Source organism: Aliiroseovarius sediminis (genome assembly GCF_022678485.1).
In the GTDB taxonomy this organism is placed as follows: Bacteria; Pseudomonadota; Alphaproteobacteria; order Rhodobacterales; family Rhodobacteraceae; genus Aliiroseovarius; species Aliiroseovarius sediminis.
This window is the reverse complement of the sequence record NZ_JALBYP010000023.1, coordinates 20,336-44,286: the sequence shown is the minus strand read 5'-3', so window position 1 is coordinate 44,286 and position 23,951 is coordinate 20,336. Positions and strand designations below refer to the sequence as shown.

Here is a 23,951-nt window from a genome sequence, read left to right as displayed (position 1 = left end):
CTTCGTTGAAATGGGGGGCGATGTTCGCCCCCCGGATCATTACAGAATACCCGGCAGGTTCAAACCATTCTCGCGGGCGCAATCCTTGGCGATCTCGTAACCTGCATCGGCGTGACGCATGACGCCCGTGGCCGGATCGTTCCACAGAACACGCTCGATACGGCGATCTGCGTCCTCGGTCCCGTCACAGCAGATCACCATGCCCGAGTGCTGGCTGAAGCCCATGCCAACCCCGCCACCATGGTGCAGCGATACCCATGTCGCGCCCGACGCGGTGTTCAGAAGCGCGTTCAGAAGCGGCCAGTCCGACACGGCGTCCGAGCCATCCATCATCGCTTCCGTCTCGCGGTTGGGCGATGCGACGGACCCTGAATCAAGATGGTCGCGACCAATCACGATCGGTGCTTTCAGCTCGCCATTGCGCACCATTTCGTTGAACGCGAGGCCCAGTTTGTGACGCACGCCCAGACCAACCCAGCAGATCCGCGCGGGCAGACCTTGGAATTCAATCCGCTCACGCGCCATGTCCAGCCAGTTGTGCAGGTGGCTGTCTTCGGCCAGAATTTCTTTCACCTTGGCGTCGGTCTTGTAAATATCTTCCGGGTCGCCCGACAGCGCCGCCCAACGGAACGGGCCGATGCCACGGCAGAACAGCGGGCGGATATAGGCGGGCACGAAACCGGGGAAATCAAACGCATTCTCCAACCCTTCTTCCAGCGCCATCTGGCGGATGTTGTTGCCGTAATCGACGGTCGGAATACCGGCGGCGTGGAAATCGACCATCGCCTTGACCTGCACCTTCATCGACGCGCGGGCGGCCTTTTCAACGGCTTTCGGGTCGCTTTCGCGTTTCTCGCGCCATTCGGCCATGGTCCAGCCTTGCGGCAGATAGCCGTTTACGGGGTCATGCGCGCTGGTCTGGTCGGTGACGATATCGGGGCGGACGCCGCGTTTGATCAGTTCGGGATACACATCGGCGGCATTGCCCAGCAGGGCGACCGATTTGGCTTCACCGGCAGCGGTCCAGCGTTCGATCATCTCAAGCGCTTCATCAAGACTGTCGGTTTTTTCGTCCACGTAACGGGTGCGCAGGCGGAAATCGATGCTGTCGGGGTTGCACTCAACAGCCAAGCAGCAGGCCCCGGCCATCACTGCCGCCAAAGGCTGCGCACCGCCCATGCCGCCCAGACCACCGGTCAGGATCCACTTGCCGGTCAGGTCGCCGTCATAATGCTGACGCCCCGCCTCGACAAAGGTTTCATAGGTGCCCTGCACGATGCCCTGCGATCCGATGTAAATCCACGAACCGGCCGTCATCTGGCCATACATCGCCAGACCCTTCTTATCCAACTCGTTGAAGTGGTCCCACGTCGCCCAATGCGGCACGAGGTTCGAGTTCGCGATCAAAACGCGGGGCGCGTCCTTGTGGGTCTGAAACACGCCAACGGGCTTGCCGGATTGCACCAGCAGCGTCTGATCCTCGTCCAGATCGCGCAGGCTCGCGACGATCTTGTCGAAATCGTCCCAAGTGCGCGCGGCGCGACCGATGCCGCCATACACGACCAACTCGTGCGGGTTTTCGGCCACGTCGGGGTGCAGGTTGTTCATCAGCATCCGCAGCGGCGCCTCGGTCGTCCAGTGCTTGGCCGTCATCTCGGTGCCGGTTGCGGGATAGATGTCGCGGGTGTTTTTGCGCGGATCGCTCATGATGTTCCTTTCAGGTCAGGTGCCAGATCGGCCAGAGTTGTCAGAATGGTTTTCAAATGCCCGCGCAATCGCGCGGCTTTTACGTCGTCATAGGTCCAGGGTGCGGCTTCGTCCTTCAGGTAGGTGCTTTGCGCCAACTCCATCTGGATCGCGTGCAGGCCGTCCGCCGGGCGCCCGTAATGGCGCGTTGTCCAGCCGCCCTTGAAGCGCCCGTTGGTGACAGTCGAATAGCCCTCCGCCATCTCGCACAAGCTTTGCACGGCGGCTTCGATCTGCGCCGCGCAGGTGGTGCCCAGATTTGTGCCAATGTTGAAATCAGACAAGATTCCATCAAAAAGAAACGGGATATGCGACCGGATGGAGTGGCAATCGTACAAGATTGCAATGCCGTGCCGGTCGCGCACACGCTCCAATTCGGCCTCCAGCGCGGCGTGATAGGGGGCATGGAAAGTTTTGCGGCGGGCTTCAACTTCGTCCTCGTTGGGCGGGGTGTCCCAAATGTCCTGCCCGTCGAAATCGGTCAGCGGCACAAGCCCGGTGGTGTTCTGGCCGGGATACAGCGACCCACCCGACGGGTCGCGGTTGGCGTCGATCACATAGCGATGGAACGTCGCGCGCACCGTGGTCGCGCCGGGCAACAGCCCGTCATAGAGCGTGTGGATGTGCCAATCTGTATCATCCAACCCCTGCCCCCGCGCATTCAGACGCGCCTTTATATCGTCGGGAACATGGGTCCCGGTATGCGGCAGGCCCAGCACGATGGGACCGTCGCCCCGGTGAATTTCAACTGGGGTCATGGGTGAAGCTCCGGCATTTGGGTGTTGGTGGCCGCCACAACCGCGTTCGACGCAACCAGCGCCGCCGCTTTTTCCAGGTCGGGCGCAAGATAACGATCATCGCCCAGCGTTTCGACTTGGGCGCGCAGGGTGGCGATCACGGCCGCCAGCGGCGCGCTTGTCGCCAATGGCGCGCGAAACTCGACCCCTTGCGCGGCACACAGAAGTTCAACCCCAAGGATGCGCTCCAGATTGGCGACCATGCGCGACAAGCGAACCGCGCCATGCGCGGCCATGCTGACGTGGTCTTCCTGGTTGGCCGAGGTCGGCGTCGAATCCGTCACGCAGGGGTTTGCCAGATGCTTGTTCTCGCTCATCAAGGCGGCGGTGGTCACTTCGGCGATCATATAGCCCGAGTTCAGACCCGGATTGGGCGTCAGGAACGGCGGCAGATCGTGGCTCAGCACCGGGTCGACGATCAGGGCGATGCGGCGCTGCGCAATCGCGCCAATCTCGGCAATCGCCAGCGCGATCATATCGGCGGCAAAACCCACGGGCTCGGCGTGGAAGTTCCCGCCCGAGACGATCAGCCCCGCCTCGCTTAACACCAGCGGGTTGTCGGTGGCGGCGTTTGCCTCAATCTCCAACGTGCGGGCGGCCATGCGCAACATGTCCATCGCGGCCCCCGTCACCTGCGGCTGGCAGCGGATGCAATAGGGGTCTTGCACGCGGGTATCCCCTTCGCGGTGGCTTTCGCGAATGACCGAGCCATCCAGCAGCGCGCGCATCGTGGCAGCGGCCTCAATCTGTCCAGCATGACCGCGCAGAGTGTGAATTTCAGGCTGCAACGGCGCGGTTGATCCCATGATCGCGTCCGTCGACATGGCGGATGTGACCAGCGCCGCGTTCATCGCCCGCCACGCGCCAAACAACCCGATCAGAGCATAGGCGGTGGTGAATTGCGTGCCGTTGATCAGCGCCAGCCCCTCTTTCGCGCTCAGCACGATGGGGGTCAGGCCCGCACGCTTCAGCGCCTCGGCACCGGGCAGAACCTCGCCTTCAAACGTCGCCTCGCCATGACCGATCATTGCCGCCGCCATGTGCGCCAGCGGGGCCAGATCGCCGGACGCGCCGACCGATCCTTGTACCGGGATCACCGGAGTCACGCTGCGTGCGAGCATCCCTTCCAGCAACTCGACCAGCTCCATCCGCACACCGGATGCGCCGCGCCCCAGCGATAGCAGTTTCAGTGCCATCATCAGCCGGGCATGGGGTTCGGGGATCGCGTCACCCACACCGCAGCAATGGGACAGGATCAGATTGCGTTGCAGGGTCGCGGTGTCCGCCGGGTCAATCTTAACCGACGCCAGCTTACCAAAGCCGGTGTTCACACCATACACCGCGTCCGACCCATTGGCGGCATCGGCAATCCGACCTTGGGCCGCACGGATACCGTCATGGCATGCCGGGTCCAACCGAACGGCCAATCCGTCACGCCAGACTTTTTCCAGATCGGCCAGCGTCGTCGCGCCGGGGGTCATGGTCAGCGCAGTCATGCCACACCCCCCGTGATCCGAAACGCCAGCGGGTTGAAACCGATGCGATAGGATAGTTCTGCAGGCTCTGCGATATCCCAGACCGCCAAATCAGCCACCTGCCCCGGCGCGATTGTGCCCAGATCGGTCAGCCCCAGCGCGGCGGCGGCGTGTTGCGTGACGCCGCGCAGCGCTTCCTCGGGTGTCATGCGAAACAGGGTGCAGCCCATGTTCATCGTCAAAAGGATCGAGTTCAGCGGCGACGAGCCGGGGTTGATATCGGTGGCCAAGGCCATCGGCACAGTATGCTTGCGCAGCAGATCGACGGGCGGCTGTTGCGTCTCGCGCAGGGTATAAAACGCGCCGGGCAGGATCACGGCCACGGTGCCCGCATCGGCCATGGCCTTTACGCCGTCTTCGTCCAGATACTCGATATGATCGGCTGACAGCGCACCATAGCTTGCCGCCAGTTTCGCGCCGCCCAGATTGGACAGTTGTTCGGCGTGCAGCTTCACCGGCAGTCCCAGTTCTTGCGCCACGTCAAAGACGCGCGCGATCTGAGCAGGCTGAAAGGCAATGCCTTCGCAGAACCCGTCCACCGCATCCACCAACCCTTCGGCGTGGGCCGCGCGCAGGGCGGGGATGCACACCTCGTCGATATATTCGTCATCGCGACCCGCATATTCGGCAGGGGTTGCATGAGCGCCCAGAAAGGTGGTTTTGACGCGGATGGGGCGCTGCTCGGCAATCGCCCGCGCAACGCGCAGCATTCGCAGCTCGGTTTCAGTATCCAGACCATAGCCCGACTTGACCTCGATCGTTGTGACACCCTCGGCGATCAGAACATCGACGCGGCGCAGCGCCTGCCCGAGCAACTCTTCTTCGCTGGCCGTGCGGGTTGCTTTGACGGTCGACACGATGCCACCACCGGCGCGCGCCACTTCTTCGTAGCTCGCCCCGTTCAGGCGCATTTCGAACTCTACGGCGCGGTCGCCGCCATGCACGATATGGGTGTGACAGTCGATCAAGCCCGGCGTCACCACACGCCCGCCCAGCGACCGTTGATCCAATCCGGCGAACTCGGCTGGCACGTCCGCTTGTGGCCCGACCCAGGCGATTTTGCCATCCTGAATGGCAATCGCGGCGTCGCGGATCATCCCGTAGGGCGCATCGCTGTCCGCCATGGTTGCTACGTGCAGATCGGTCAAAAGCTGAGGCATAGCAGTCATAAGATCAGTCCTTTTAGCGAAGTTTCATCTTTTCTAGTATAATTTTATGTGTAATATGTCTATACATAAAATGAAATACACAGGACAAAGACCATGATCTACGCTCGTCAGGCCCTGCTCGCGTCCGGATGGGCGCAGGATGTTCGCATCACCCTTCACGATGGTCGCATTGATCAGATTGCGGTCAATACAGCCGCCCAGCCGGATGACGTGCGCGTTGACACTCTGCTGCCTGCATTGGGCAACCTGCACTCGCACACGTTCCAACGTGCGATGGCTGGTATGACCGAGTTTCGCATGGCCGGGCGCGACAGTTTCTGGACCTGGCGCGAGCTGATGTATCGCTTCATGGACCGCCTGACGCCCGAGCAGATCGAGGCGATTGCTGCGCTGGTCTTCGTCGAAATGCAGGAAGCCGGATATTCCAGCGTGGGCGAATTTCATTATGTCCATCACCAACGCGGCGGTGCGCCCTATGATGCGCTGGCCGAACTGTCCCTGCGGGTGATGGCGGCGGCGGGGGACACCGGTATCGGCCTGACCCATCTGCCGGTGCTTTACACCTATGGCGGAGCAGGCCAAAAGCCGCTGGACCAAGGCCAGTTGCGCTTTGGCAATGACGTGGACCGCTTTGCCGATCTGGTTCAAGGTGCGCGCGCCGGGTTGGCGGACCTACCTGATGACGCCCGTGTGGGCATCGCGCCGCATTCGCTGCGCGCCACGTCGCCCGACGATCTGGCCCGTGCGCTGGCGGACCATCAGGGCGGGCCGGTGCATATCCACATCTCGGAACAGCCCAAGGAAGTCGAGGACATCCAGACATGGCTGGGCGCACGCCCGGTCGAATGGCTGCTGGCCAATGCCCCCGTCAATAAAGACTGGTGCCTGATCCACGCGACTCACATGACCGATGCAGAAACCCGCGCCATGGCGGCCTCGGGCGCTGTCGCGGGCCTGTGCCCGATCACCGAGGCGAACCTTGGCGACGGCCCCTTCAACGGCCCCACCTATCTTGAGGCTGGCGGCGCCTTCGGCATCGGGTCCGACTCCAACATCAACATTTCCCTGACCGAGGAACTGCGCACGCTGGAATATTCCCAACGTCTGCGCGACATGGCCCGCAATGTGATGGTGGTCGGCGAAGGGTCGGTCGGGGCGACGCTTTACACCGGGTCTGCCCGTGGCGGAGCGCAGGCGCTTGGCCGTGACGCGGGCGAAATCGCGCAAGGCCGCCTTGCCGATCTGGTCGCCATCGACAGCACTGACCCGACGCTGTGCGCGCTGACGCCTGACCAGATCCTTGACGGTCTGTGCTTCGCCGCCAAGGACACTGTCATCACAGATCTGTGGTCTGCCGGGCGTCACAACGTGACCGGCGGGCGGCACATCGCACGCGATGCGGTGGTGTCGCGCTATCGCAGCGCGGTGTCGGACCTTCTGGCGTCGCTTTAACCTTGCGGGCGCAGGGTGATGGTCAGTGCGACCCCATCCTGCGCCAGATCAAAATGCAAAGGGGCGTCCCGGCTGATCGCCGTGTCGCCCACGCCCAACTCCGCACCATCCACCAACGCGGCGCCCGCGATCACATGCAACACGCAGGTCTGCCCTGCCTGCCCAACCTCACGCGGGCCAGCCTCGCGCATGGTCTGCGCATCCCCCGCGCAACGCGCGGTATCAAACATAAGGTTGAAATCACGGATCGGCCCTTGGGTCAGCGTGGCCCTGACCGGCACCCCGCCATCGAACCGCACGGGCTGCGCGTAACGCGCCTGCATATCGCCATGCGGCCCATGCAGCACCATACCGTCGCCCTTGATCACCGTCAGAATACGCGTCAGACCCGGAAAACTGGAAAACGCGCCGTCGCCGTCCACATCCGCCATGCTCAGCCGCCAAAGGGTGCTGCGCTCGTCCCGCTGCTCGGCAATATTGCGGGTGATGCCGCCGCCGTTCTTCCACGGTGTTTCCACCAGATCTTGATGCCGGATAATCTGCATTTCTGCCCTCATTTGGCGAACATGCCCCCTTATGTCCCAACATGCGACCAGATAGAACCACCTTATGATCGTTCGTGACCCCCCATCGGCATTGCGCCTGTTTTTCATCATGCAAGGCTCGGTCGTGCCCCGCATCATCGGCAAGATGGGCTTTGTCCTCGTGCTGACGCTTACTGTGGTCCTGATCGACACGCTGCTGACCCCCTTGCCTCGCATATCCCTTGCCGCGATGAGCGTCTTTGGCGTCGCCCTGTCGTTATTTCTGGGCTTTCGCAACAACGCCGCCTATGCCCGCTGGTGGGAGGCACGCACGCTTTGGGGTGGCCTGATCGCCGACACCCGCACCCTTGCCCGTCAGCTGGAATTGTTTGGCATCCCACCCTCTGATCGCCCCGCGCTTCTGACCATGACCGCCGCATTTGCCCACGCACACCGTGGCAGCCTGCGCCGGTGCGATGTGCAGGACGATGTTGCGGCGTGGATCGGCAAGGACAAGGCCCTGACGCTTCTGGCCCGCGCCAACCCTGCTGATGCCGCCCTTGGCCACATTGCCGAACAGGTGGCAAAGCTTAAACGCTCCGGTGTGGTGGATGGCTTTGCGCAGATGGCGCTGGCCGATACCTTGTCACGGCTGGCCCTGTCACAAGCAGGGTGCGAGCGGATCAGAACAACGCCCTTACCCTTCGTCTATTCCCTTCTGGTCAGACGCACGACCTATCTTTACAGCGCACTTCTGCCCTTTGCACTGCTTGGCTCGGTCGAATGGTTCGCCCCGGTCTTTGCCGTCGTCGTGGCCTATGTCTTTTTTGGCCTGCAAGCCGTCACCAACGAGCTTGAGCACCCGTTCGACCTCCGCCCCAACGGCCTGCCCCTTGACGCCATGTGCCGGGTCATTGAGCGCACGCTTTGTGATGCGATGAACCAAACCACCCCACCCGAAGCGAAGCCAGTCGATCACATCCTGACCTGACAATTCATGCGCCGAGTCATCCAATCCGCGCATCCGCCACGTATACCTGTCAATCGCGTGAAAAAAGGCTAACCTGCGGGCCGGACAGGAGAATGCTATGCTGCTTGAGTTGGACAACGTGCAGAAATCTTTTCGCGACAGCGAAGGCCGGGTGCCTGTCTTGCAAGGGGTCAGCTTCACGCTCGAGGCAGGCCAGACACTTGCCTTAACCGGCGAATCCGGCAGCGGCAAAAGCACACTTTTGCACATTGTCAGCGGGTTGGAGCAGCCCGAGCGGGGCCGTGTGCTTCTGTCGGGCAGCGATCTGACGCAGCTGGATGATCGCGCCCGCGCCGCTGTCCGGCGGACCGAGCTTGCGCTGGTCTTTCAGCAATTCAACCTGATCCCGTCACTGACTGTCGCGGCGAATATCGGGTTTCAGGCCCGGCTGGCCGGCAGGACGGATGACGCCCATATCGACCAGATCGTGACCGCCCTGGGCCTGACCGATCAGATGGCAAAATATCCCGAGGCGCTGTCAGGCGGGCAACAGCAACGGGTGGCCATCGCCCGCGCGCTGGCAGTGCGGCCCAAGCTGTTGCTGGCGGACGAACCCACCGGCAATCTGGACGAGGCAACCGCAGACGACGTGCTTGACCAGATGATGCAGCTTGTATCCGCGACGGGGGCGGCGCTGCTGATCGTCACCCATTCGCGGATGATCGCGGGGCGGATGGATCGTCAACTGCACCTGAGCCGGGGGCGTCTGGCATGATCCGCGCCTGTTTGTCGGCGCTGATGTCGCATTGGCGGCGCAACCCCTTGCAGCTATTCGCTTATCTGGCCGGGCTGGCCTTGGCGACGGCGCTTTGGTCGGGGGTTCAGGCCATCAACGCCGAGGCACGCGCAAGCTATGACGCCGCCGAAGCCACCTTGGGCGAGGCGCAATTCGACCGTCTGATGCCCCGGCAGGGCGCGTCGGTTTCCCAAGACACCTATCTGGCGCTCAGACGATCCGGCTGGCTTGTCTCGCCAGTGATCGAGGGGCGGTTGGGCGCGGTTCGGGTCGTGGGAATCGACCCGATCACATCCCCCACCGGCCTTGGCGCGCTGAACGCGGATGGGCCATTGGCGCTCGACTTCACAGGGCCGGTGCAGCTTTTCGCAAATGCCCAGACAGCGCGCGATCTTGGCGCAGGTGTTGACGTGACCCGGACCCCCGACATCGCCCCCGGCATTGCCATTGGCGATGTGGGCATGGTGCAGCGCCTGCTTGATCGCGATGACCTGTCCTATCTGACGGTCGCGCCCGAGCAGCCTCTGGGCCGCCTTGATCTGAGCACAGTCGCGCCGAACCTGCGGCTGCAACCGGCGCAACAGGGGACAAGCGTCGGGCAGTTGACCGACAGCTTTCACCTGAACCTGACGGCATTCGGGCTGCTCAGCTTCGCCGTAGGGCTATTCATTGTCCACAGCACGATCGGGCTGGCGTTCGAACAGCGCCGCGCGATGATCCGCACGCTCAGGTCACTGGGCGTGCCGCTGCGCACCCTTGTCCTTCTGATCACGGGCGAGATGTTGGGCTTGGCCACCATCGGCGCGGTCATCGGCGTCGTGCTGGGCTATCTGATCGCGGCGGTCCTGCTGCCCGATGTGGCCGCGACGTTGCGAGGGCTTTACGGCGCCGACATCTCGGGCGCGCTGCAACTGCGCGCGGAATGGTGGCTGTCGGGGCTGCTGATCGCGGTGCTTGGCACCGCCTTCGCGCTGGCCGGGCGGCTTTGGCAGATTGCCCGGATGCCGCTTCTGGCAAGCGCGCGGCCAAGGGCATGGATCATGGCGTCCGGCACGCGGCTGCGCCTTCAGGCGTTTGGGGCGATCGCATTGCTGACAGCCGCGCTGGTGCTGGCCGTGTTCGGCCAAGGGCTGATGGCGGGGTTTGTGCTGCTGGGGTGCCTGCTGATAGGCGCGGCATTGTTGCTGCCCGTGCTGTTTGAATGGGGTCTGTCGCAGGTGCAAGCCTTGGCAAAAGGCCCGGTCTGGGGCTGGTTCTGGGCAGATACACGGCAACAACTGCCCGGCCTCAGCCTTGCGCTGATGGCGCTGTTGTTGGCGGTCTCGGCCAATATCGGTGTCTCGACCATGGTCTCCAGCTTCCGCACGACCTTCGTTGCGTTTCTGGATCAACGGTTGGCGCCCGAACTGTTCGTTCAGGTCGACAATGCCGCGGACAGCGCACGGCTTGACGCCTTCCTGACCCAAAACGCGACCGAGGTGCTTCCGCTGCTGTCCACCGAGGCACAGATCGCCGGGCAACTGACCGACCTGTTCGGTGTCCGGGTTGAGCAGACCTATCGCGACAACTGGGCGTTCCTTGATGCCACCGATGCCCCTTGGGATGCGGTCGATGCTGGCGCTGCGGTGGTGGTCAATGAACAGCTCGCGCGGCGGGCCGATCTGTGGGTGGGGGACGGGGTGCAGATCGCCCCGGACCTCAGCCTGCCCATCGCGGCGGTCGTCGGAGACTACGGCAACCCGCACGGGCAGGTCGTGCTGTCCGAGCGCGTGTTCCACAGGCTTCACCCCGGCCTTTCCCCCCTGCAATTCGGGGTGCGCACCGATGACGCCGACCAGTTGCGCCAACAGATCACGGCCCGCCTGAACATCCCCGACAGCGCCATGATCAACCAGGCCGCGATCAAGGCCCTGTCGCTTGAGGTGTTCGAGCGCACCTTCACCGTCACCGCCGCCCTTAACGTCCTGACCCTTCTGGTGGCGGGCTTTGCCATTCTGATGACGCTGTTGACCCTTGCCGATCTGCGCCTGCCGCAGCTTGCGCCGGTCTGGGCGCTGGGGCTGACACGTCAGAAACTGGGCTGGTTCGAGCTTCTGCGCGCCATCGCCCTTGCGGCGCTGGTGTTTCTGTGCGCCATCCCGCTTGGTTTGGCGCTGGCCTGGGTGCTGCTGACCATCATCAATACTGAAGCATTCGGCTGGCAACTGCCCATGTATCTGTTCCCGGCGGATTATCTGAAACTGGGCGGCTATGCCTTGGTCGCGGCCTTTCTGGCGGCGCTCTGGCCTGCGCTGCGGATGATGCGCACGCGGCCCTCTACCTTGCTGAAAGTGTTTGCAAATGAAGCTTAGGATAGTCCTCTTTCTGTGCCTCTGGCCATTCGCCGCTTTCACGCAGGGGTTTTCCGGGCTTGGCACCGATGCCGAAGGTTTTGCCGTGCCCGCGCCGAACCCGACATTTTCCTTCCCCGCCGATCATGGCCCGCACCCGGATTTTCGCATCGAATGGTGGTATCTGACCGCCAACCTGACCGGAACGGATGGCACGCCTTATGGCCTGCAATGGACGCTGTTCCGGTCCGCCCTTGCGCCGGGTGAAGACAAGGGCTGGCAATCCCCGCAGATCTGGTTCGCCCACGCCGCCGTCACCACCCCCGACACTCATCTGGCAACCGAGCGGTTTGCCCGTGGCGGCATCGGACAGGCCGGGGTCAGGGCTGACCCGTTCCGGGCGTGGATCGACGAGTGGGCGCTTGAGGGCGCGGATTTCGACAACCTGTCCCTGACCGCGCGCGGGCCTGATTTCGGCTATGACATGACGCTGAACGCAGACGGGCCGCTGGTATTTCACGGAGATCGAGGGTTTTCCGTGAAATCCGTCGAAGGGCAGGCCAGTTACTACTATTCCCAGCCCTTCTTTCGCATCACGGGCACGCTGACCCTGCCCACGGGCGATGTGCCTGTGACCGGCACCGCGTGGCTGGACCGCGAATGGTCATCGCAACCGCTGGCTGACAACCAGAAGGGCTGGGATTGGTTTTCGCTGTCGTTCAACGACGGATCGAAGCTGATGGGGTTCCAGTTGCGCCAGGCCGATGGCACGGATTTCACCTCGTCCACCTGGATCGCGCCGGACGGGGCGACCACGGCCTATCCCAACGGTGCCTTTCGCACTGACCCACTGGCGCAGAGCACGGTGGCCGACCGCACTATCCCGACGCGCTGGCAAGTCGTGCTGCCCCAACGTGGCGTCGACGTGACAGTATCCGCGCTGAACCCCGACGCGTGGATGGAGCTGACCATCCCCTATTGGGAAGGGCCGGTGACAATGACCGGAACCCATACAGGGCAGGGTTATCTTGAGATGACGGGATACGAATGATCATGGAAGGCGATGGCATGGAAAATACACAAGATCTTGCGCCGAAATGGGAATTCGTCGCTGACACCGTGATGGGCGGCGTGTCGCAAGGGGCAGTCACGACTGGCCATGTTCACGGACGCCCCGCCACCCGACTGACGGGTCGCATATCGCTTGCCAACAACGGTGGCTTTGTGCAGATGGCAACGGACCTGAGCCCTGATGGCACAGCACGCAATGTAAGCAACTGGCACGGACTGGCGTTGGACCTGCGCGGCAATGGCGAATCCTACGAACTGCGCCTGCGCACCGATCAACTGACGCGCCCGTGGCAATCGTTTCGCACGACCTTCACAGCCCCCCCTGACTGGACCACGCTACGTTTTCCCTTCGCTGATGTCACGCCACACAGAACCGACATCCCCTTCGATCCCGCCCACCTGCGCCGGATCGGCATCATCGCGATAGGTCGCGAATTCCACGCAGATGTCGCCGTGTCCGCCTTACGGCTTTTTCGCTAAGGCAGCGACAACCCCAACTCACCGCTCACGCAGAACGTGGTTGGCGCGCGCAATCAACCGCGCATCAAACTCTTGTCGACAAACGATATGCAAAGTGGCTATATGGGCCGTGAACGCCTGCCTGCACCTTAATAAGGGCAGGCATGGTGGACGACAAAACGAACAGGAAAAGCAAAGGACGCACAGATGAACGATTCCGTTTTCACCGGCACGATGCCGGCCCTTATGACCCCCTGCAAAGAAGATCGGACGCCCGATATCCCTGCGCTTGTGCGCAAGGGGCGCGAACTGATCGACGCTGGCATGTCCGCTGTGGTCTATTGCGGCTCGATGGGTGACTGGCCGCTTCTGACCGACGAACAACGCATGGAAGGCGTCGAGGCGCTGGTGAAAGAAGGTCTGCCCGTCATCGTCGGCACAGGTGCCGTGAACACCAAGATTGCTGCCGAACACGCCGCCCACGCCGCCCGCGTCGGCGCCGCCGGCCTGATGTTGATCCCCCGCCTGTTGTCGCGCGGCGCTTCGATCCCGGCGCAGAAGGCGCATTTCAAAGCCATCCTGTCCGCCGCACCGGACCTGCCGGCCGTCATCTACAACTCGCCGCATTACGGGTTTTCCACACGCGCCGATCTGTTCTTTGACCTCAAGCGCGACCACCCCAATCTGGCAGGCTTCAAGGAGTTTGGCGGAAACGCCGCGCTGACCTATGCCGCCGAGCATATCTCAAGCGGCAATCCGGATGTGACCTTGATGGTGGGCGTCGATACCACCGTATTCCACGGCTTCGTGAACTGCGGCGCGACCGGCTCGATCACCGGCATCGGGAACGTTCTGCCGAAAGAAGTGTTGCATCTGGTCGAGCTGTCACAAAAAGCCGCCACCGGCGACGCGCAAGCCCGTCTTCGCGCGCATGAACTGGACAAGGCCATGCACGTCCTGTCGAAATTCGACGAAGAAGGCGACTTGGTCCTGTATTACAAGCATCTGATGGTGCGCGGTGGGGACGAAGAATACCGCCTGCATTTCAACGAAACAGACACGCTTAGCGATGCGCAGCGCGCCTTTGCTGATGCCCAGTATGATCTGTTCAAAGCATGGTATGCTGACTGGTCGAAATCGGCCTGAACCTTTGCCGGAAACCGCCGCTTTGGGTGGTTTCCGGCTTTTTTGCGCCAGGTTCTCTGCGCAGACGCCGCCCTTAGGCGACACCTTCCTTTTCCAAACGGTCCAATTCTTCGAACTCGGCCGCAGTCAGGGCAATCCCTTCGTTCATCGCCTTGTCACGCGCGGCGAAGCGGCGTTGACCGGGCAGGCGGGCGCCTTGTCCTTCAATGGCGCCAATGAACGCCTCGGCGGTGGCGCGCGGGTCGGCGCGACCACCGGCAAAACGCGCGGGATCGAAGGCAAGGATCAACTCGCCGTGACGCGGGGCGATGGTTGTGGTTCCAAGCCATTCCAGTGCGGTGTCTGACGTGAAATCACCGATCATCGCCCCGGCCAGCAGCTCGATCATGGTCGAGATTGCCGACCCCTTGTGCCCGCCAAAGGGCAGCATCGCACCATCCAGCGCGGCTTCGGGGTCGTTGGTGGGCTGGCCGTCCGCATCCAGCGCCCAGCCATCGGGCAGCGGGTCGCCGGCACGACGGTAAAGTTCAACTTCACCGCGCGCGACAACACTGGTGGCGAAATCAAAGACATAGGGCGGCTGACCCTCGCGCGGCCAACCGAAGGCAAAGGGGTTGGTGCCCAACAATGGCTGGGTGCCGCCCGCAGGCGCAACCGTGGCATAGCTGGGGCACATTGCCATGCCCGCCAGACCTTCGGCGGTGATATCCTCGATCTCGGGCCACAGGGCGGCGAAATGCACGCAGTCATTAATGACCATAGCCGCCAGACCGCTTTTGCGCGCCTGTTCGGCCAGCACCGGCAGCCCGCGTGTGAAAGCAAGGTTGGCAAAACCGCCCTTGGCATCCACACGCACGATGGCACCGTCCGGTTCGGCAACCACGGGGTCGGCATCGGGCACGACCTTGCCTGCCTCAAGGGTGCGCAGACACCCGGCGATGCGATAAATCCCGTGCGATTTGCAACCGTCCCGTTCGCCCGCCACGATGGTGCGGGCCAGCGCGGCGGCATGGTCAGCCGAAAACCCGGCATTGGCAATAATGGCTGTGACCCGTTCAGTCAAAGCGTCGATCGAAACGAACCCGTCACGCATGAAACCCTCCTGCGGCATAGAAAAATCAACCTATTGGATAGGGTTCCCGAGGCGTCAGGGCAAGGTGGTATTTTTTTTGTCGACAACTGGTCGATGCCGTCCTACGGTGATTCGTATCGCGACACCTCGAGGGATCGACCCGGAACAAGGGGTGCGCGCGCAACAGACTGAGGATACCAGATGACTGATTACTTTACTTCCCCCGCCCTGCGCACCGGCGCCCTTTTCGTGGCATCCGGCGTCACTGCCATCGGCCTGTCCGCGGGCATCGCCAAGGCAGACAAGCTGGACGACATTATCGCCAGCGGCACCTTGCGTTGCGCAGTGGTGTTGGATTTCCCGCCGATGGGGTCACGGGATGAAAACAACGAGCCCACAGGTTTTGATGTCGATTATTGCAGCGACCTGGCCGACGCGCTTGGGGTTGATTACGAAATCGTCGAAACACCCTTCCCCGACCGTATTCCCGCGCTGGTCTCGGGCCGTGCGGATGTTGGCGTCGCCTCGACCTCGGACACGCTTGAGCGCGCCAAGACCGCAGGTTTCACGATTCCCTATTTTGCGTTCACCAACGTGGTGCTGACGCGCGAAGAAACCGGCATCGACGGCTACGAATCGCTTGCCGGCAAAACTGTCGGCTCGGTCGCCGGCACATATGAGGGTATCCAGCTTGACGCGGACATCGAAAAATGGGGCGAAGGCGGCGCTTATCGTCCGTATCAAAGCCAGGCCGATGTGTTCCTGGCCCTGTCGCAAGGCCAGATCGACGCGACCGTCGTGACCTCGACTGTGGCATCATCCATTGTGGAAAGCGGAAAGTATGAGGGGCTGACCATCGGTGGCGATGCGCCTTATTTGCCTGACTATGTCAGCCTGATCACGCTGCGCAGCGAATATGGTCTGCTGAACTATCTTGACCTGTTCATCAACCAACAGGTGCGCACAGGCCGCTATCAGGAACTGTATGAGAAATGGGTCGGCGGTGACGCGCCTGACCTGACCATCGACAAGTCCTACCGCTAAGCCAAGGACTGGCGGGGGCTGATCGCCCCCGTCACCCCCAAAGGCCACCAGCCCGGGCAGGACCGCATGTTCGACTATACCTTTCAATGGCGCCAAGCGCTGCGCTACGTGCCCGACCTGATGGACGGGGCGTTGGTGACACTGCAAATCGCCGTGCTTTCGATGCTGATTGGCGGTGCCATCGGCATCGTGTTGGCTGTGGGGCGAACAGCCCAATCGCCATGGGCGCGATGGCCCGCGACCGCATGGGTCGAACTGGCCCGCAACACGCCCGCCTTGTTCCAGATCTATATGGCACATTTCGGGCTGGGATCGTTCGGCATATACATCTCGCCCTATGCGGCCCTGCTTGGCGGGATCGCCTTCAACAACGCAGGCTATCTGGCCGAAACATTCCGCGGCGCCCTGCGTGCAATTCCCGAAACCCAGACCCGCGCCGCCCGGTCGCTGGGAATGCCGCCCATTCAAGCCTTCCGCCTGATCGTTGTGCCGCAGATGTTCCGCATCGCCTTTCTGCCCACCACGAACCAGATGGTCTGGGCCATTCTGATGACATCTCTGGGTGTCACCGTGGGACTAAGCACTGACCTGACCGGTGTCACGCAGGACATCAACGCCCGCACCTTCCGCACGTTCGAATTGTTCGCGCTGGCAGCTGTCTTTTATTACGTCATCGCCAAAGTGGTGATGCTGGGTGCCCGGCTTCTGGCCTGGCGCCTGTTCCGGTATTGAGGGGTCGCGGTAATGTTAGAAACCGATCTTAGCCTCAATGACATGATGTTTCTGGCCCGGGGCGCAGGCGTCACGCTGCTGATCACTGCGATTTCGGTCGCAGGGGGCACACTGCTGGGCATTATTTTCGGCGTGGCACGTATGAACTTGGGGCGCGTTGTTTCGGGTCTGTTGGCGGTGATCCTTGATGTGTTCCGCTCGGTCCCCCTGCTGATCCAGTTGATTCTGGCCAACGCGTTCCAGGCGATTGCCGGACTGGGGCTTCAGCCTTTCACAACCGCCTGCGTCGTTCTTGCGCTTTATACTGCGGCGCTGTGCAGTGAAATCGTGCGCGGCGCCATCGGGGCGGTGCCCACCACCACCCGGCGCGCGTCGCGATCGCTTGGCATGACGTGGACACAAGACATGACCTATGTCGTGTGGCCCATGGCGCTGCGCGTGGGCCTGCCCAGTTGGATTGGGCTGGTGCTGAGTGTTCTGAAGGACTCTGCTCTTGTCTTCTGGCTGGGCATCATCGAATTGCTGCGATCCTCGCAGATCCTTATCACCCGCTTGCAAGAGCCGATGACCATCTTGCTGATTGCCGGTGCCATCTATTTCATCATCAGCTTTCCCATCGCCCGGCTCGGCGGGCATCTGGAAAGAAAGTGGCGCGAGAATGATTGAAGTTGAAAATGTCCATAAATCCTTTGGCGCCCTTGAAGTGCTGAAGGGTGTGACCGTCACCGTCGAAAAAGGCGAAGTGCTGTCCGTCATCGGCGGATCAGGCTCGGGAAAGTCCACTCTGCTGACCTGTATCAACGGGCTAGAGACGATCCAGAAAGGTCGCATTCTTGTCGATGGCACGGAAGTCCATGCAAAGACCACGGACCTGAACAAGCTGCGGCGCCATCTGGGCATCGTGTTCCAGCAGTTCAACGCGTTTCCGCACCTCACTGTCATGGAAAATGTCACGTTGGCTCCGCGCAAGGTGTTGGGCATGGGCAAGACCGAAGCCCGCGATATCGCCGTGCAACAGCTTGAAAATGTCGGCTTGGGCGACAAGCTTGATGTGTATCCGGGGCGGCTTTCCGGCGGGCAACAACAACGTATGGCCATCGCCCGCGCGCTGGCCATGTCGCCCGACTACATGTTGCTGGACGAGGTGACATCGGCACTTGACCCGCAACTGGTGGGCGAAGTGTTGGATACGCTGAAAATGCTGGCCGACAAGGGCATGACGATGATCGTCGTCACCCACGAGATGAAATTCGCGCGTCAGGTCTCGGACCGTGTGGCATATTTCCACAAGGGCATTCTGGCCGAAATCGGGCCGCCCGAGCAGATTTTCGACGCACCGCAAAACGCCGAAACCAAGACATTTTTATCGAGCGTAGGATGACCGGATTGCTGCAAATCCTGCCCGGCACCGCGCGCGGTGCGCTGTTGCGCAGCGACGAAGGGCTTAGCTTCTGGGGCGGCGTCGATGCCACCACCGGCACAGTGATCGACGCGCTTCATCCGCTGCACGGGCAATCGCTTGCCGGGCGGGTGCTGGCGATGCCCACCAGCCGCGGGTCTTGCACCGGCAGCGGCGTATTGCTGGAACTTGTACTGAACGGCTGCGCCCCTGCCGCGCTGATCTTTTCCGAACCCGAAGATGTGCTGACCTTGGGCGCGTTAATCGCCGCGCGGCTGTTTGACCACCCGCTTCCCGTTCTGCACGCCAGCCCTGACAAATTTGCCGCCCTGACAAACGGTGCCGAGGTCCAGATTACGCCCGACCGCGTGACGATTGATGGCACAGACCATGACATCGCGCAGGTCACGGAAGGCGAGGTCGCACTAGGCCTCGCCGATCAGGCCATGCTTGACGGCTCCGATGGCGCAGCGGCGGCGGTGTGTCTGGGCGTCGTGCATGACATGGCCCGCATTCAGGGCGCCACGCAGCTGATCGACATTGACCGCGCCCATATCGATGGCTGCATCTATGCCAGCCCCGCCAACCTGACCTTTGCTGAACGCATGGCCGATCTGGGCGCGCAGGTGCGCGTGCCAACAACCACCAACGCAATCTCGGTCGATCTTGAGAACTGGCGCGAACAGGGCGTCGACCCGGCCTTCGGCACGCCCGCGGCGGCGCTCGCGCAGGCCTATCTGCGCATGGGGTGCGCGCCAAGTTTCACCTGTGCGCCCTATCTTCTGGACGACGCACCGGGGCTGGGGCAAGCCATCGCATGGTCGGAATCCAACGCGGTCATTCACGCCAACACCGTACTGGGCGCACGGACTGCGAAACATCCCGACTTTCTGGACCTGTGCATCGCTGTGACAGGCCGAGCGCCGGAATCGGGTGTCTATCTGACCGCCAACCGCGCACCGCGCCGCATCCTGTCGCTTGACCCTTCGGCGGTGGAAATGACAGCGGATGATGTCTTTTGGCCACTGCTGGGCCACCTTGCCGGTCGCCTTGCCCCCGACCTTGTGCCACGCATCGACGGTCTGAACGACGCCGCGCCGACCGCCGATGACCTCAAGGCGTTGTGTGCCGCGTTTGGCACCACCTCGGCCGCGCCAATGTTGCACATCACCGGCCACACGCCCGAAGCCGATATGCCGCCCGCGCCGGATACTGATACTGTCGAAGTCACCGCCGCGATGCTGCGTGACGATTGGGCGTCGATGGACACGGGCGGCGAGGCGGTCGATCTGATTGCCATCGGCTCGCCCCATGCCTCGGCCAGTGAGTGCCGGGCGCTGGTGGCGGCACTTGGGGGCGCAAAGGTTGCGATCCCGACCATCGTGACCTGCGCGCGCGACACGATCAAGACCATCACCGCCGACGGCACGCTGGACGCGCTGCACGCGGCAGGCGTCCGCGTCATTCCCGATCTGTGCTGGTGTTCCATTACCGAACCGGTGTTCCCGCCTGCCGCACAAACCCTGATGACCAATTCGGCCAAATACGCCCATTATGCCCCCGGCCTGTCGGGCCGCGCTGTTCGCTTTGCCGGGCTGTCTGCCTGCGCGCGCGCCGCCTTGTCCGGTCACGCCCCCCACCCAACGGAATCCCCAAATGCGCAGTAGCAAAGTCGTTCACGTCATTTCCGCCCATGCCGAAGGCGAAGTCGGTGATGTTATCGTCGGGGGTGTCACCCCGCCACCCGGTGACACGATATGGGAACAATCCCGCTGGATCGCGCGCGACGGGACCTTGCGGGATTTCGTGCTGAACGAACCGCGCGGCGGAGTGTTTCGCCACGTCAACCTTCTGGTTCCGCCCAAAGACCCCCGCGCCGACGCCGCCTTCATCATAATGGAGCCCGAAGACACCCCCCCGATGTCCGGGTCCAACAGCATTTGCGTCTCGACCGTGCTGCTGGATGGCGGCATCATTCCGATGCAGGAACCCGTCACGAAAATGGTGCTTGAGGCACCCGGCGGTCTGGTTCATGTCCGCGCCGAATGTGCAAACGGCAAGGCACAACGCATCTTTGTCGAAAACCTGCCCAGTTATGCCGACCGGCTGGACGAAACGCTTGAGGTCGAGGGGCTTGGCACCCTGACCGTCGATACCGCCTATGGTGGCGACAGTTTCGTGGTGGTCGACGCGGCCGCTTTGGGGCTATCGCTTGAGGCAGACGAGGCGCATGATATCGCGCGCCTTGGCGTGCGCATCACCCAAGCGGCCACCGACGCCCTGCCCTTCCGCCATCCGACCAACCCGGACTGGAACCACTATTCCTTCTGTCTGTTCGCCGGCGCGATCGACAAGGGCGCAGATGGAATGCGCAGCCGCCAGGCCGTCGCGATCCGCCCCGGCAAGGTCGACCGCTCGCCCACCGGCACAGCCCTGTCGGCCCGCATGGCGATCCTTGCCGCGCGCGGGCAGATGGGTATGGATGACACGCTGACCGCAGAATCACTAATCCGATCGACCTTTTCAGGTCGCATTCTGGGCGATGCCACGATTGGTGACCGCACGGGCATCCGCCCCGAAATCTCAGGCCGCGGCTGGATCACCGGGACGCATCAGCACATGCTGGACCCCGATGATCCTTGGCCGGGTGGTTATCGACTGTCCGACACCTGGGGCGCGCGCTGATCCACGGGCGCGGTCGCCCCGATCAGCCAATCGCGCACATCGCCTGACAACCGCGGCGAAACTTCGTCGCGGACGCGGGCGTGATAGGCGTCGATCCACGCGCGTTCGCTGTCGTCCAAGGCGTCCAGATCGTAAAGGCCCAAGTCAATCGGCACGAGCGTCATGGGATCGAAACCGATGAACCCATCGCCGCGCGCTATCACCTCGACCTGATTTTCGACGCGGATGCCCCATGTGTCGGCCTGATAGAAGCCCGGTTCAATGGTCAGGACGTGGCCCGGCTTCAACGCGAAAGCGTTGGGCTTTTGTCCGATCCGATGGGGATGTTCATGCACCAAAAGATTATGGCCCACATTGTGACCGGTCCCGTGGTCATAATCCAACCCCATGTCCCACAAGGGCGCACGCGCAATCGCGTCGATCTGGTGTGGCATCGTGTCCACGGGAAACCGCGCCTGCGACAGCGCAATAAACCCTCGCAGAACGGCGGTGGCAATGCGCCGAATATCGTCGGGCACGGGCGCAAACGCAAAGGTGCGCGTCACATCGGTCGTCCCGGCCGCATATTGTCCGCCGGAGTCGCACAGAAAGATTGCATCGCGATCCAGCCGGGCCGAGCCGTCTGCGGGCGGATGATAATGGCACATCGCCGCATTGCCGCCCGACGCTGCAATGGTGACGAAACTGGGTTCTTGATAATCGCCAGATGCTGCGCGAAACGCTTCTAGCTGTTGGCCCGCACCGTATTCATCGGGCCAGTCATCGCCCGCCATGACCTGTTCAAGCCAATGCCCGAAATGGGCCATCGCAACGGCATCATCCAAATGCGCGCGGCGAAATCCGGCCAGCTCGGCCGCCGTCTTGCGGGCCTTTTCAATCGTGATCACCCCATCCGCATGCTGGCTTTGCGTCAAAGCCTGCGCCACCGCGTCGGGGGTGAACGCCGGGTCAAACGCGCAGCGTTTCTTTTGCTTCTGAAGCCAAGGGAGAAACGCGTCAACCTCGTGCGGGGTCACGCCGTCGGGCAAGGACACCACAAGCTTTGCGGGATCAATAAACCAATGGGCCGCCCCATCCGCCGTGATGGCGGCAAAAGACAACGGCAACGGGTTCATCGCCACATCACCGCCGCGCATGTTGAACAGCCACGCGATATTGTCAGGCCGGGTCTCGACCCACATATCGACCCCGGCCACGGTGATCTGTTCCGCCAGCCAGCGCAGCTTGTCATCTGTGGTGCGCCCCGCTTCGCCCTCTGGCATCACGCGCAGGGGGGCTTGCGGCATCGGCGGGCGGTCTGCCCAGATCTCAGCATAGGGATCGGCGCAGGGCGACAGCGTGACGCCGCGCGCTTTGTCACGCAGCGCCGCCATCTGCGACACGGTCCAGCGCATCGGGTCATAGCCAACCACCTTGCCATCCGCCCTATCGCGCAGCCAACCCGCCAGCGGGGCATCGTGAATATGCCCAAACGTCCAGTCGGCACCATCCACCTGCGCGGCAGCCTGAATGCCATAGCGCCCATCGACCAGAAACACTGCGCCATCGGCCATCACCAGCGCATGTGCCAATGACCCCGTGAAGCCGGTCAGCCACGCAATGTCGCGGTCATGTTCCGGCGCGTCTTCGTTTTGAAAGGCGTCGGCAGTGGTCAGGATCATTCCGTCCAGATCTTGTGCAGCAATCCAAGCGCGCAGCCCGGCCAGCCGGTCGCGATGCTCAGCCAAGATATTGGTGTCCATCAAGATTACCCTCCATCGCGAAAAGATGTTCCAGAACACGGGACGAATGACGCAGTCCGTTATGTTCAAATTCATTCGTCAGCCAGACGCGCACATTGCCCACGTCGCGGGCGGTCTGCATCGACAGGTTCATGTCGACATACATATCGTCGGCATAGACAGCGGCCCAAACCGGCACCTCGTTCCCGGCCAGTCGTGCGTGGTCGTAAAGCGGCGCGTCCATCGGCATCTGTGCCAACCGTTTGGCCGCATCAGCGAAGGGGCGCAGCGCGCGAATATCGTCAAGCATCCACGGATAGATCATCTCTCCGGTGAATAAAAGCGGGCGGGCGTCGGCGTGAAACTGGGGAAATTCGCCCAACACCCGTTCGGCGGCCCAATCCGTATGCTGCCCGTTCTGGGCGTAAAGCTGTTCGTGAATCGCGGCAAACAGCGGGTTGTCGTCGAACGCGGTCATGCCGCGCACTGTGCCCAGGAACGTGTCTGAAACCTCGCCATCCGCGGCAAACGCCTCGTCCAGCAGCCAGTGCAGGGTTTCAAACCCTTCGACCGTGCCCAGCTCCATCCCCAGATATTGCAGACGGCGCACTGTCAACACGTCACCATCGGGCAAAAGCACATCGCCCGCCGCCAACCGGTCGGCCAGACGGTCAACCTTGGCGCGATCATCTGGATAGCGCGCGAAATACAGCGCGTTCTTGTGCGCCACGCGCGGATAAGTGTGGCGATAGATCGTCGCCGCATCGGCCTTGATCCCCGCCATTCCGCCGGTGACATAACAGCCCGCCAGCCCCTCGGGCGCATGGGACAGATAGGACAGCGTCAGAAACCCGCCATAGCTTTGCCCCAGTGTATACCACGGCTTGCCGCCAAACAGGGTCTTGCGGATATGTTCGCAGTCTTTCACCACGCTATCGGCCCGCAAACAGGACAGATAGGCGGCGCCGGCATCAGCATCCATCGCGGCGAATTGGCGGCCCTGCACCGGGCTAGACCGCCCGGTGCCGCGTTGGTCCAACAGCAACACGCGAAAGCGTTTCGTCGCAACCTCAAGCCAGCCCGGCCCACGATTGGGGCGCGGAGATTTCCCCCCCGGCCCCCCCTGAAGAAAGACCAGCACCGGCAGATCGTCCTGCATCTGGCCCGGCGCCGTCACCTCGCGCGCGAAAACGCTGATCGCATCGCCATCGGGCCGCGACCAGTCCAGCGGCACATCCACCATATGGTCACGAGTTTCAAAACCAGGAATGCGTTGCATGTTGGCTCCTTCCAATTTCTTCGG

Annotated in this window: 21 protein-coding genes; 13 read left to right on the top strand and 8 right to left on the bottom strand. The window is 62.5% G+C overall.

Going from position 1 to position 23,951, the window contains the following annotated elements; translation table 11 throughout:
- Positions 1 to 39: 39 nt before the first annotated feature.
- Genes hutU through hutI form a run of 4 tightly spaced genes read right to left on the bottom strand, consistent with a single transcriptional unit; the run spans position 40 to position 5,247 of the window.
- Positions 40 to 1,707, bottom strand: coding sequence for a urocanate hydratase (gene hutU, locus MN186_RS05140; RefSeq protein ID WP_242113221.1), 1,668 nt, complete (start codon positions 1,705 to 1,707; stop codon positions 40 to 42).
- Complete coding sequence (gene hutG / locus MN186_RS05135; protein ID WP_242113219.1) at positions 1,704 to 2,504, bottom strand: N-formylglutamate deformylase; 801 nt, start codon at positions 2,502 to 2,504, stop codon at positions 1,704 to 1,706. The genes hutU and hutG overlap by 4 nt, the downstream gene beginning before the upstream one ends.
- Complete coding sequence (gene hutH / locus MN186_RS05130; RefSeq protein ID WP_242113218.1) at positions 2,501 to 4,039, bottom strand: histidine ammonia-lyase; 1,539 nt, start codon at positions 4,037 to 4,039, stop codon at positions 2,501 to 2,503. Before hutH ends, hutG begins: the two co-directional genes overlap by 4 nt.
- Positions 4,036 to 5,247, bottom strand: a complete 1,212-nt coding sequence (hutI, locus tag MN186_RS05125) for an imidazolonepropionase (protein ID WP_242113217.1) — start codon at positions 5,245 to 5,247, stop codon at positions 4,036 to 4,038. Before hutI ends, hutH begins: the two co-directional genes overlap by 4 nt.
- Before the next feature lie 93 nt (positions 5,248 to 5,340).
- Here hutI and MN186_RS05120 point away from each other — a divergent pair, with 93 nt between their 5' ends.
- Positions 5,341 to 6,699 (top strand): formimidoylglutamate deiminase, encoded by a 1,359-nt coding sequence (locus MN186_RS05120; protein ID WP_242113216.1) that lies wholly within the window; start codon positions 5,341 to 5,343, stop codon positions 6,697 to 6,699.
- On the opposite strand, the gene MN186_RS05115 is transcribed toward MN186_RS05120, so the two are convergent.
- Positions 6,696 to 7,244, bottom strand: coding sequence for a HutD/Ves family protein (locus MN186_RS05115; protein ID WP_242113214.1), 549 nt, complete (start codon positions 7,242 to 7,244; stop codon positions 6,696 to 6,698). The genes MN186_RS05120 and MN186_RS05115 overlap by 4 nt on opposite strands.
- A 64-nt stretch (positions 7,245 to 7,308) precedes the next feature.
- On the opposite strand from MN186_RS05115, the gene MN186_RS05110 reads away from it, so the two are divergent.
- The 6 genes from MN186_RS05110 (at position 7,309) to MN186_RS05085 (ending at position 13,995) form a co-directional block, all read left to right on the top strand.
- Positions 7,309 to 8,214, top strand: a complete 906-nt coding sequence (locus MN186_RS05110) for a bestrophin family protein (RefSeq protein ID WP_242113213.1) — start codon at positions 7,309 to 7,311, stop codon at positions 8,212 to 8,214.
- Between the two features lie 97 nt (positions 8,215 to 8,311).
- Entirely contained in the window at positions 8,312 to 8,968 is a 657-nt protein-coding gene (locus MN186_RS05105) for an ABC transporter ATP-binding protein (protein WP_242113212.1), read from the top strand.
- Positions 8,965 to 11,340, top strand: a complete 2,376-nt coding sequence (locus MN186_RS05100; protein WP_242113211.1) for an ABC transporter permease — start codon at positions 8,965 to 8,967, stop codon at positions 11,338 to 11,340. The genes MN186_RS05105 and MN186_RS05100 overlap by 4 nt, the downstream gene beginning before the upstream one ends.
- Complete coding sequence (locus MN186_RS05095; RefSeq protein WP_242113210.1) at positions 11,330 to 12,370, top strand: lipocalin-like domain-containing protein; 1,041 nt, start codon at positions 11,330 to 11,332, stop codon at positions 12,368 to 12,370. Before MN186_RS05100 ends, MN186_RS05095 begins: the two co-directional genes overlap by 11 nt.
- A gap of 17 nt (positions 12,371 to 12,387) precedes the next feature.
- Positions 12,388 to 12,870: a CIA30 family protein gene (locus tag MN186_RS05090; RefSeq protein ID WP_242113208.1), complete on the top strand. Its 483-nt coding sequence runs from the start codon at positions 12,388 to 12,390 to the stop codon at positions 12,868 to 12,870.
- Between the two features lie 186 nt (positions 12,871 to 13,056).
- Entirely contained in the window at positions 13,057 to 13,995 is a 939-nt protein-coding gene (locus tag MN186_RS05085; RefSeq protein WP_242113206.1) for a dihydrodipicolinate synthase family protein, read from the top strand.
- Between the two features lie 73 nt (positions 13,996 to 14,068).
- Here the strand turns inward: MN186_RS05085 and MN186_RS05080 are convergent, their stop codons facing one another.
- Positions 14,069 to 15,088 (bottom strand): Ldh family oxidoreductase, encoded by a 1,020-nt coding sequence (locus MN186_RS05080; protein ID WP_242113205.1) that lies wholly within the window; start codon positions 15,086 to 15,088, stop codon positions 14,069 to 14,071.
- Positions 15,089 to 15,268: 180 nt separating this feature from the next.
- On the opposite strand from MN186_RS05080, the gene MN186_RS05075 reads away from it, so the two are divergent.
- The 6 genes from MN186_RS05075 (at position 15,269) to MN186_RS05050 (ending at position 20,927) form a co-directional block, all read left to right on the top strand.
- The gene (locus MN186_RS05075; protein ID WP_242113202.1) at positions 15,269 to 16,111 is read left to right on the top strand and encodes an ABC transporter substrate-binding protein; all 843 of its coding nucleotides are present in this window, start codon (positions 15,269 to 15,271) and stop codon (positions 16,109 to 16,111) included.
- A gap of 66 nt (positions 16,112 to 16,177) precedes the next feature.
- The gene (locus MN186_RS05070) at positions 16,178 to 16,843 is read left to right on the top strand and encodes an amino acid ABC transporter permease (RefSeq protein ID WP_242113201.1); all 666 of its coding nucleotides are present in this window, start codon (positions 16,178 to 16,180) and stop codon (positions 16,841 to 16,843) included.
- 12 nt (positions 16,844 to 16,855) lie between these two features.
- Entirely contained in the window at positions 16,856 to 17,509 is a 654-nt protein-coding gene (locus MN186_RS05065; RefSeq protein ID WP_242113200.1) for an amino acid ABC transporter permease, read from the top strand.
- Positions 17,502 to 18,224: an amino acid ABC transporter ATP-binding protein gene (locus MN186_RS05060; RefSeq protein WP_242113198.1), complete on the top strand. Its 723-nt coding sequence runs from the start codon at positions 17,502 to 17,504 to the stop codon at positions 18,222 to 18,224. Before MN186_RS05065 ends, MN186_RS05060 begins: the two co-directional genes overlap by 8 nt.
- Entirely contained in the window at positions 18,221 to 19,909 is a 1,689-nt protein-coding gene (gene lhpI, locus MN186_RS05055; protein WP_242113197.1) for a cis-3-hydroxy-L-proline dehydratase, read from the top strand. Before MN186_RS05060 ends, lhpI begins: the two co-directional genes overlap by 4 nt.
- Positions 19,899 to 20,927 (top strand): trans-3-hydroxy-L-proline dehydratase, encoded by a 1,029-nt coding sequence (locus tag MN186_RS05050; protein WP_242113196.1) that lies wholly within the window; start codon positions 19,899 to 19,901, stop codon positions 20,925 to 20,927. Before lhpI ends, MN186_RS05050 begins: the two co-directional genes overlap by 11 nt.
- On the opposite strand, the gene MN186_RS05045 is transcribed toward MN186_RS05050, so the two are convergent.
- Entirely contained in the window at positions 20,894 to 22,669 is a 1,776-nt protein-coding gene (locus tag MN186_RS05045) for an aminopeptidase P family protein (RefSeq protein ID WP_242113194.1), read from the bottom strand. The two genes, MN186_RS05050 and MN186_RS05045, sit on opposite strands and share 34 nt — an antisense overlap.
- Positions 22,647 to 23,927, bottom strand: coding sequence for an alpha/beta fold hydrolase (locus MN186_RS05040; RefSeq protein ID WP_242113193.1), 1,281 nt, complete (start codon positions 23,925 to 23,927; stop codon positions 22,647 to 22,649). The genes MN186_RS05045 and MN186_RS05040 overlap by 23 nt, the downstream gene beginning before the upstream one ends.
- Positions 23,928 to 23,951: the final 24 nt, after the last annotated feature.

Bases quoted from the DNA above. Each gene is read 5' to 3' on its own strand.
- hutU (WP_242113221.1), bottom strand. From the start codon at position 1,707: ATGAGCGATCCGCGCAAAAACACCCGCGACATCTATCCCGCAACCGGC.
- hutG (WP_242113219.1), bottom strand. From the start codon at position 2,504: ATGACCCCAGTTGAAATTCACCGGGGCGACGGTCCCATCGTGCTGGGC.
- hutH (WP_242113218.1), bottom strand. From the start codon at position 4,039: ATGACTGCGCTGACCATGACCCCCGGCGCGACGACGCTGGCCGATCTG.
- hutI (WP_242113217.1), bottom strand. From the start codon at position 5,247: ATGACTGCTATGCCTCAGCTTTTGACCGATCTGCACGTAGCAACCATG.
- MN186_RS05120 (WP_242113216.1), top strand. From the start codon at position 5,341: ATGATCTACGCTCGTCAGGCCCTGCTCGCGTCCGGATGGGCGCAGGAT.
- MN186_RS05115 (WP_242113214.1), bottom strand. From the start codon at position 7,244: ATGCAGATTATCCGGCATCAAGATCTGGTGGAAACACCGTGGAAGAAC.
- MN186_RS05110 (WP_242113213.1), top strand. From the start codon at position 7,309: ATGATCGTTCGTGACCCCCCATCGGCATTGCGCCTGTTTTTCATCATG.
- MN186_RS05105 (WP_242113212.1), top strand. From the start codon at position 8,312: ATGCTGCTTGAGTTGGACAACGTGCAGAAATCTTTTCGCGACAGCGAA.
- MN186_RS05100 (WP_242113211.1), top strand. From the start codon at position 8,965: ATGATCCGCGCCTGTTTGTCGGCGCTGATGTCGCATTGGCGGCGCAAC.
- MN186_RS05095 (WP_242113210.1), top strand. From the start codon at position 11,330: ATGAAGCTTAGGATAGTCCTCTTTCTGTGCCTCTGGCCATTCGCCGCT.
- MN186_RS05090 (WP_242113208.1), top strand. From the start codon at position 12,388: ATGGAAAATACACAAGATCTTGCGCCGAAATGGGAATTCGTCGCTGAC.
- MN186_RS05085 (WP_242113206.1), top strand. From the start codon at position 13,057: ATGAACGATTCCGTTTTCACCGGCACGATGCCGGCCCTTATGACCCCC.
- MN186_RS05080 (WP_242113205.1), bottom strand. From the start codon at position 15,088: ATGCGTGACGGGTTCGTTTCGATCGACGCTTTGACTGAACGGGTCACA.
- MN186_RS05075 (WP_242113202.1), top strand. From the start codon at position 15,269: ATGACTGATTACTTTACTTCCCCCGCCCTGCGCACCGGCGCCCTTTTC.
- MN186_RS05070 (WP_242113201.1), top strand. From the start codon at position 16,178: ATGTTCGACTATACCTTTCAATGGCGCCAAGCGCTGCGCTACGTGCCC.
- MN186_RS05065 (WP_242113200.1), top strand. From the start codon at position 16,856: ATGTTAGAAACCGATCTTAGCCTCAATGACATGATGTTTCTGGCCCGG.
- MN186_RS05060 (WP_242113198.1), top strand. From the start codon at position 17,502: ATGATTGAAGTTGAAAATGTCCATAAATCCTTTGGCGCCCTTGAAGTG.
- lhpI (WP_242113197.1), top strand. From the start codon at position 18,221: ATGACCGGATTGCTGCAAATCCTGCCCGGCACCGCGCGCGGTGCGCTG.
- MN186_RS05050 (WP_242113196.1), top strand. From the start codon at position 19,899: ATGCGCAGTAGCAAAGTCGTTCACGTCATTTCCGCCCATGCCGAAGGC.
- MN186_RS05045 (WP_242113194.1), bottom strand. From the start codon at position 22,669: ATGGACACCAATATCTTGGCTGAGCATCGCGACCGGCTGGCCGGGCTG.
- MN186_RS05040 (WP_242113193.1), bottom strand. From the start codon at position 23,927: ATGCAACGCATTCCTGGTTTTGAAACTCGTGACCATATGGTGGATGTG.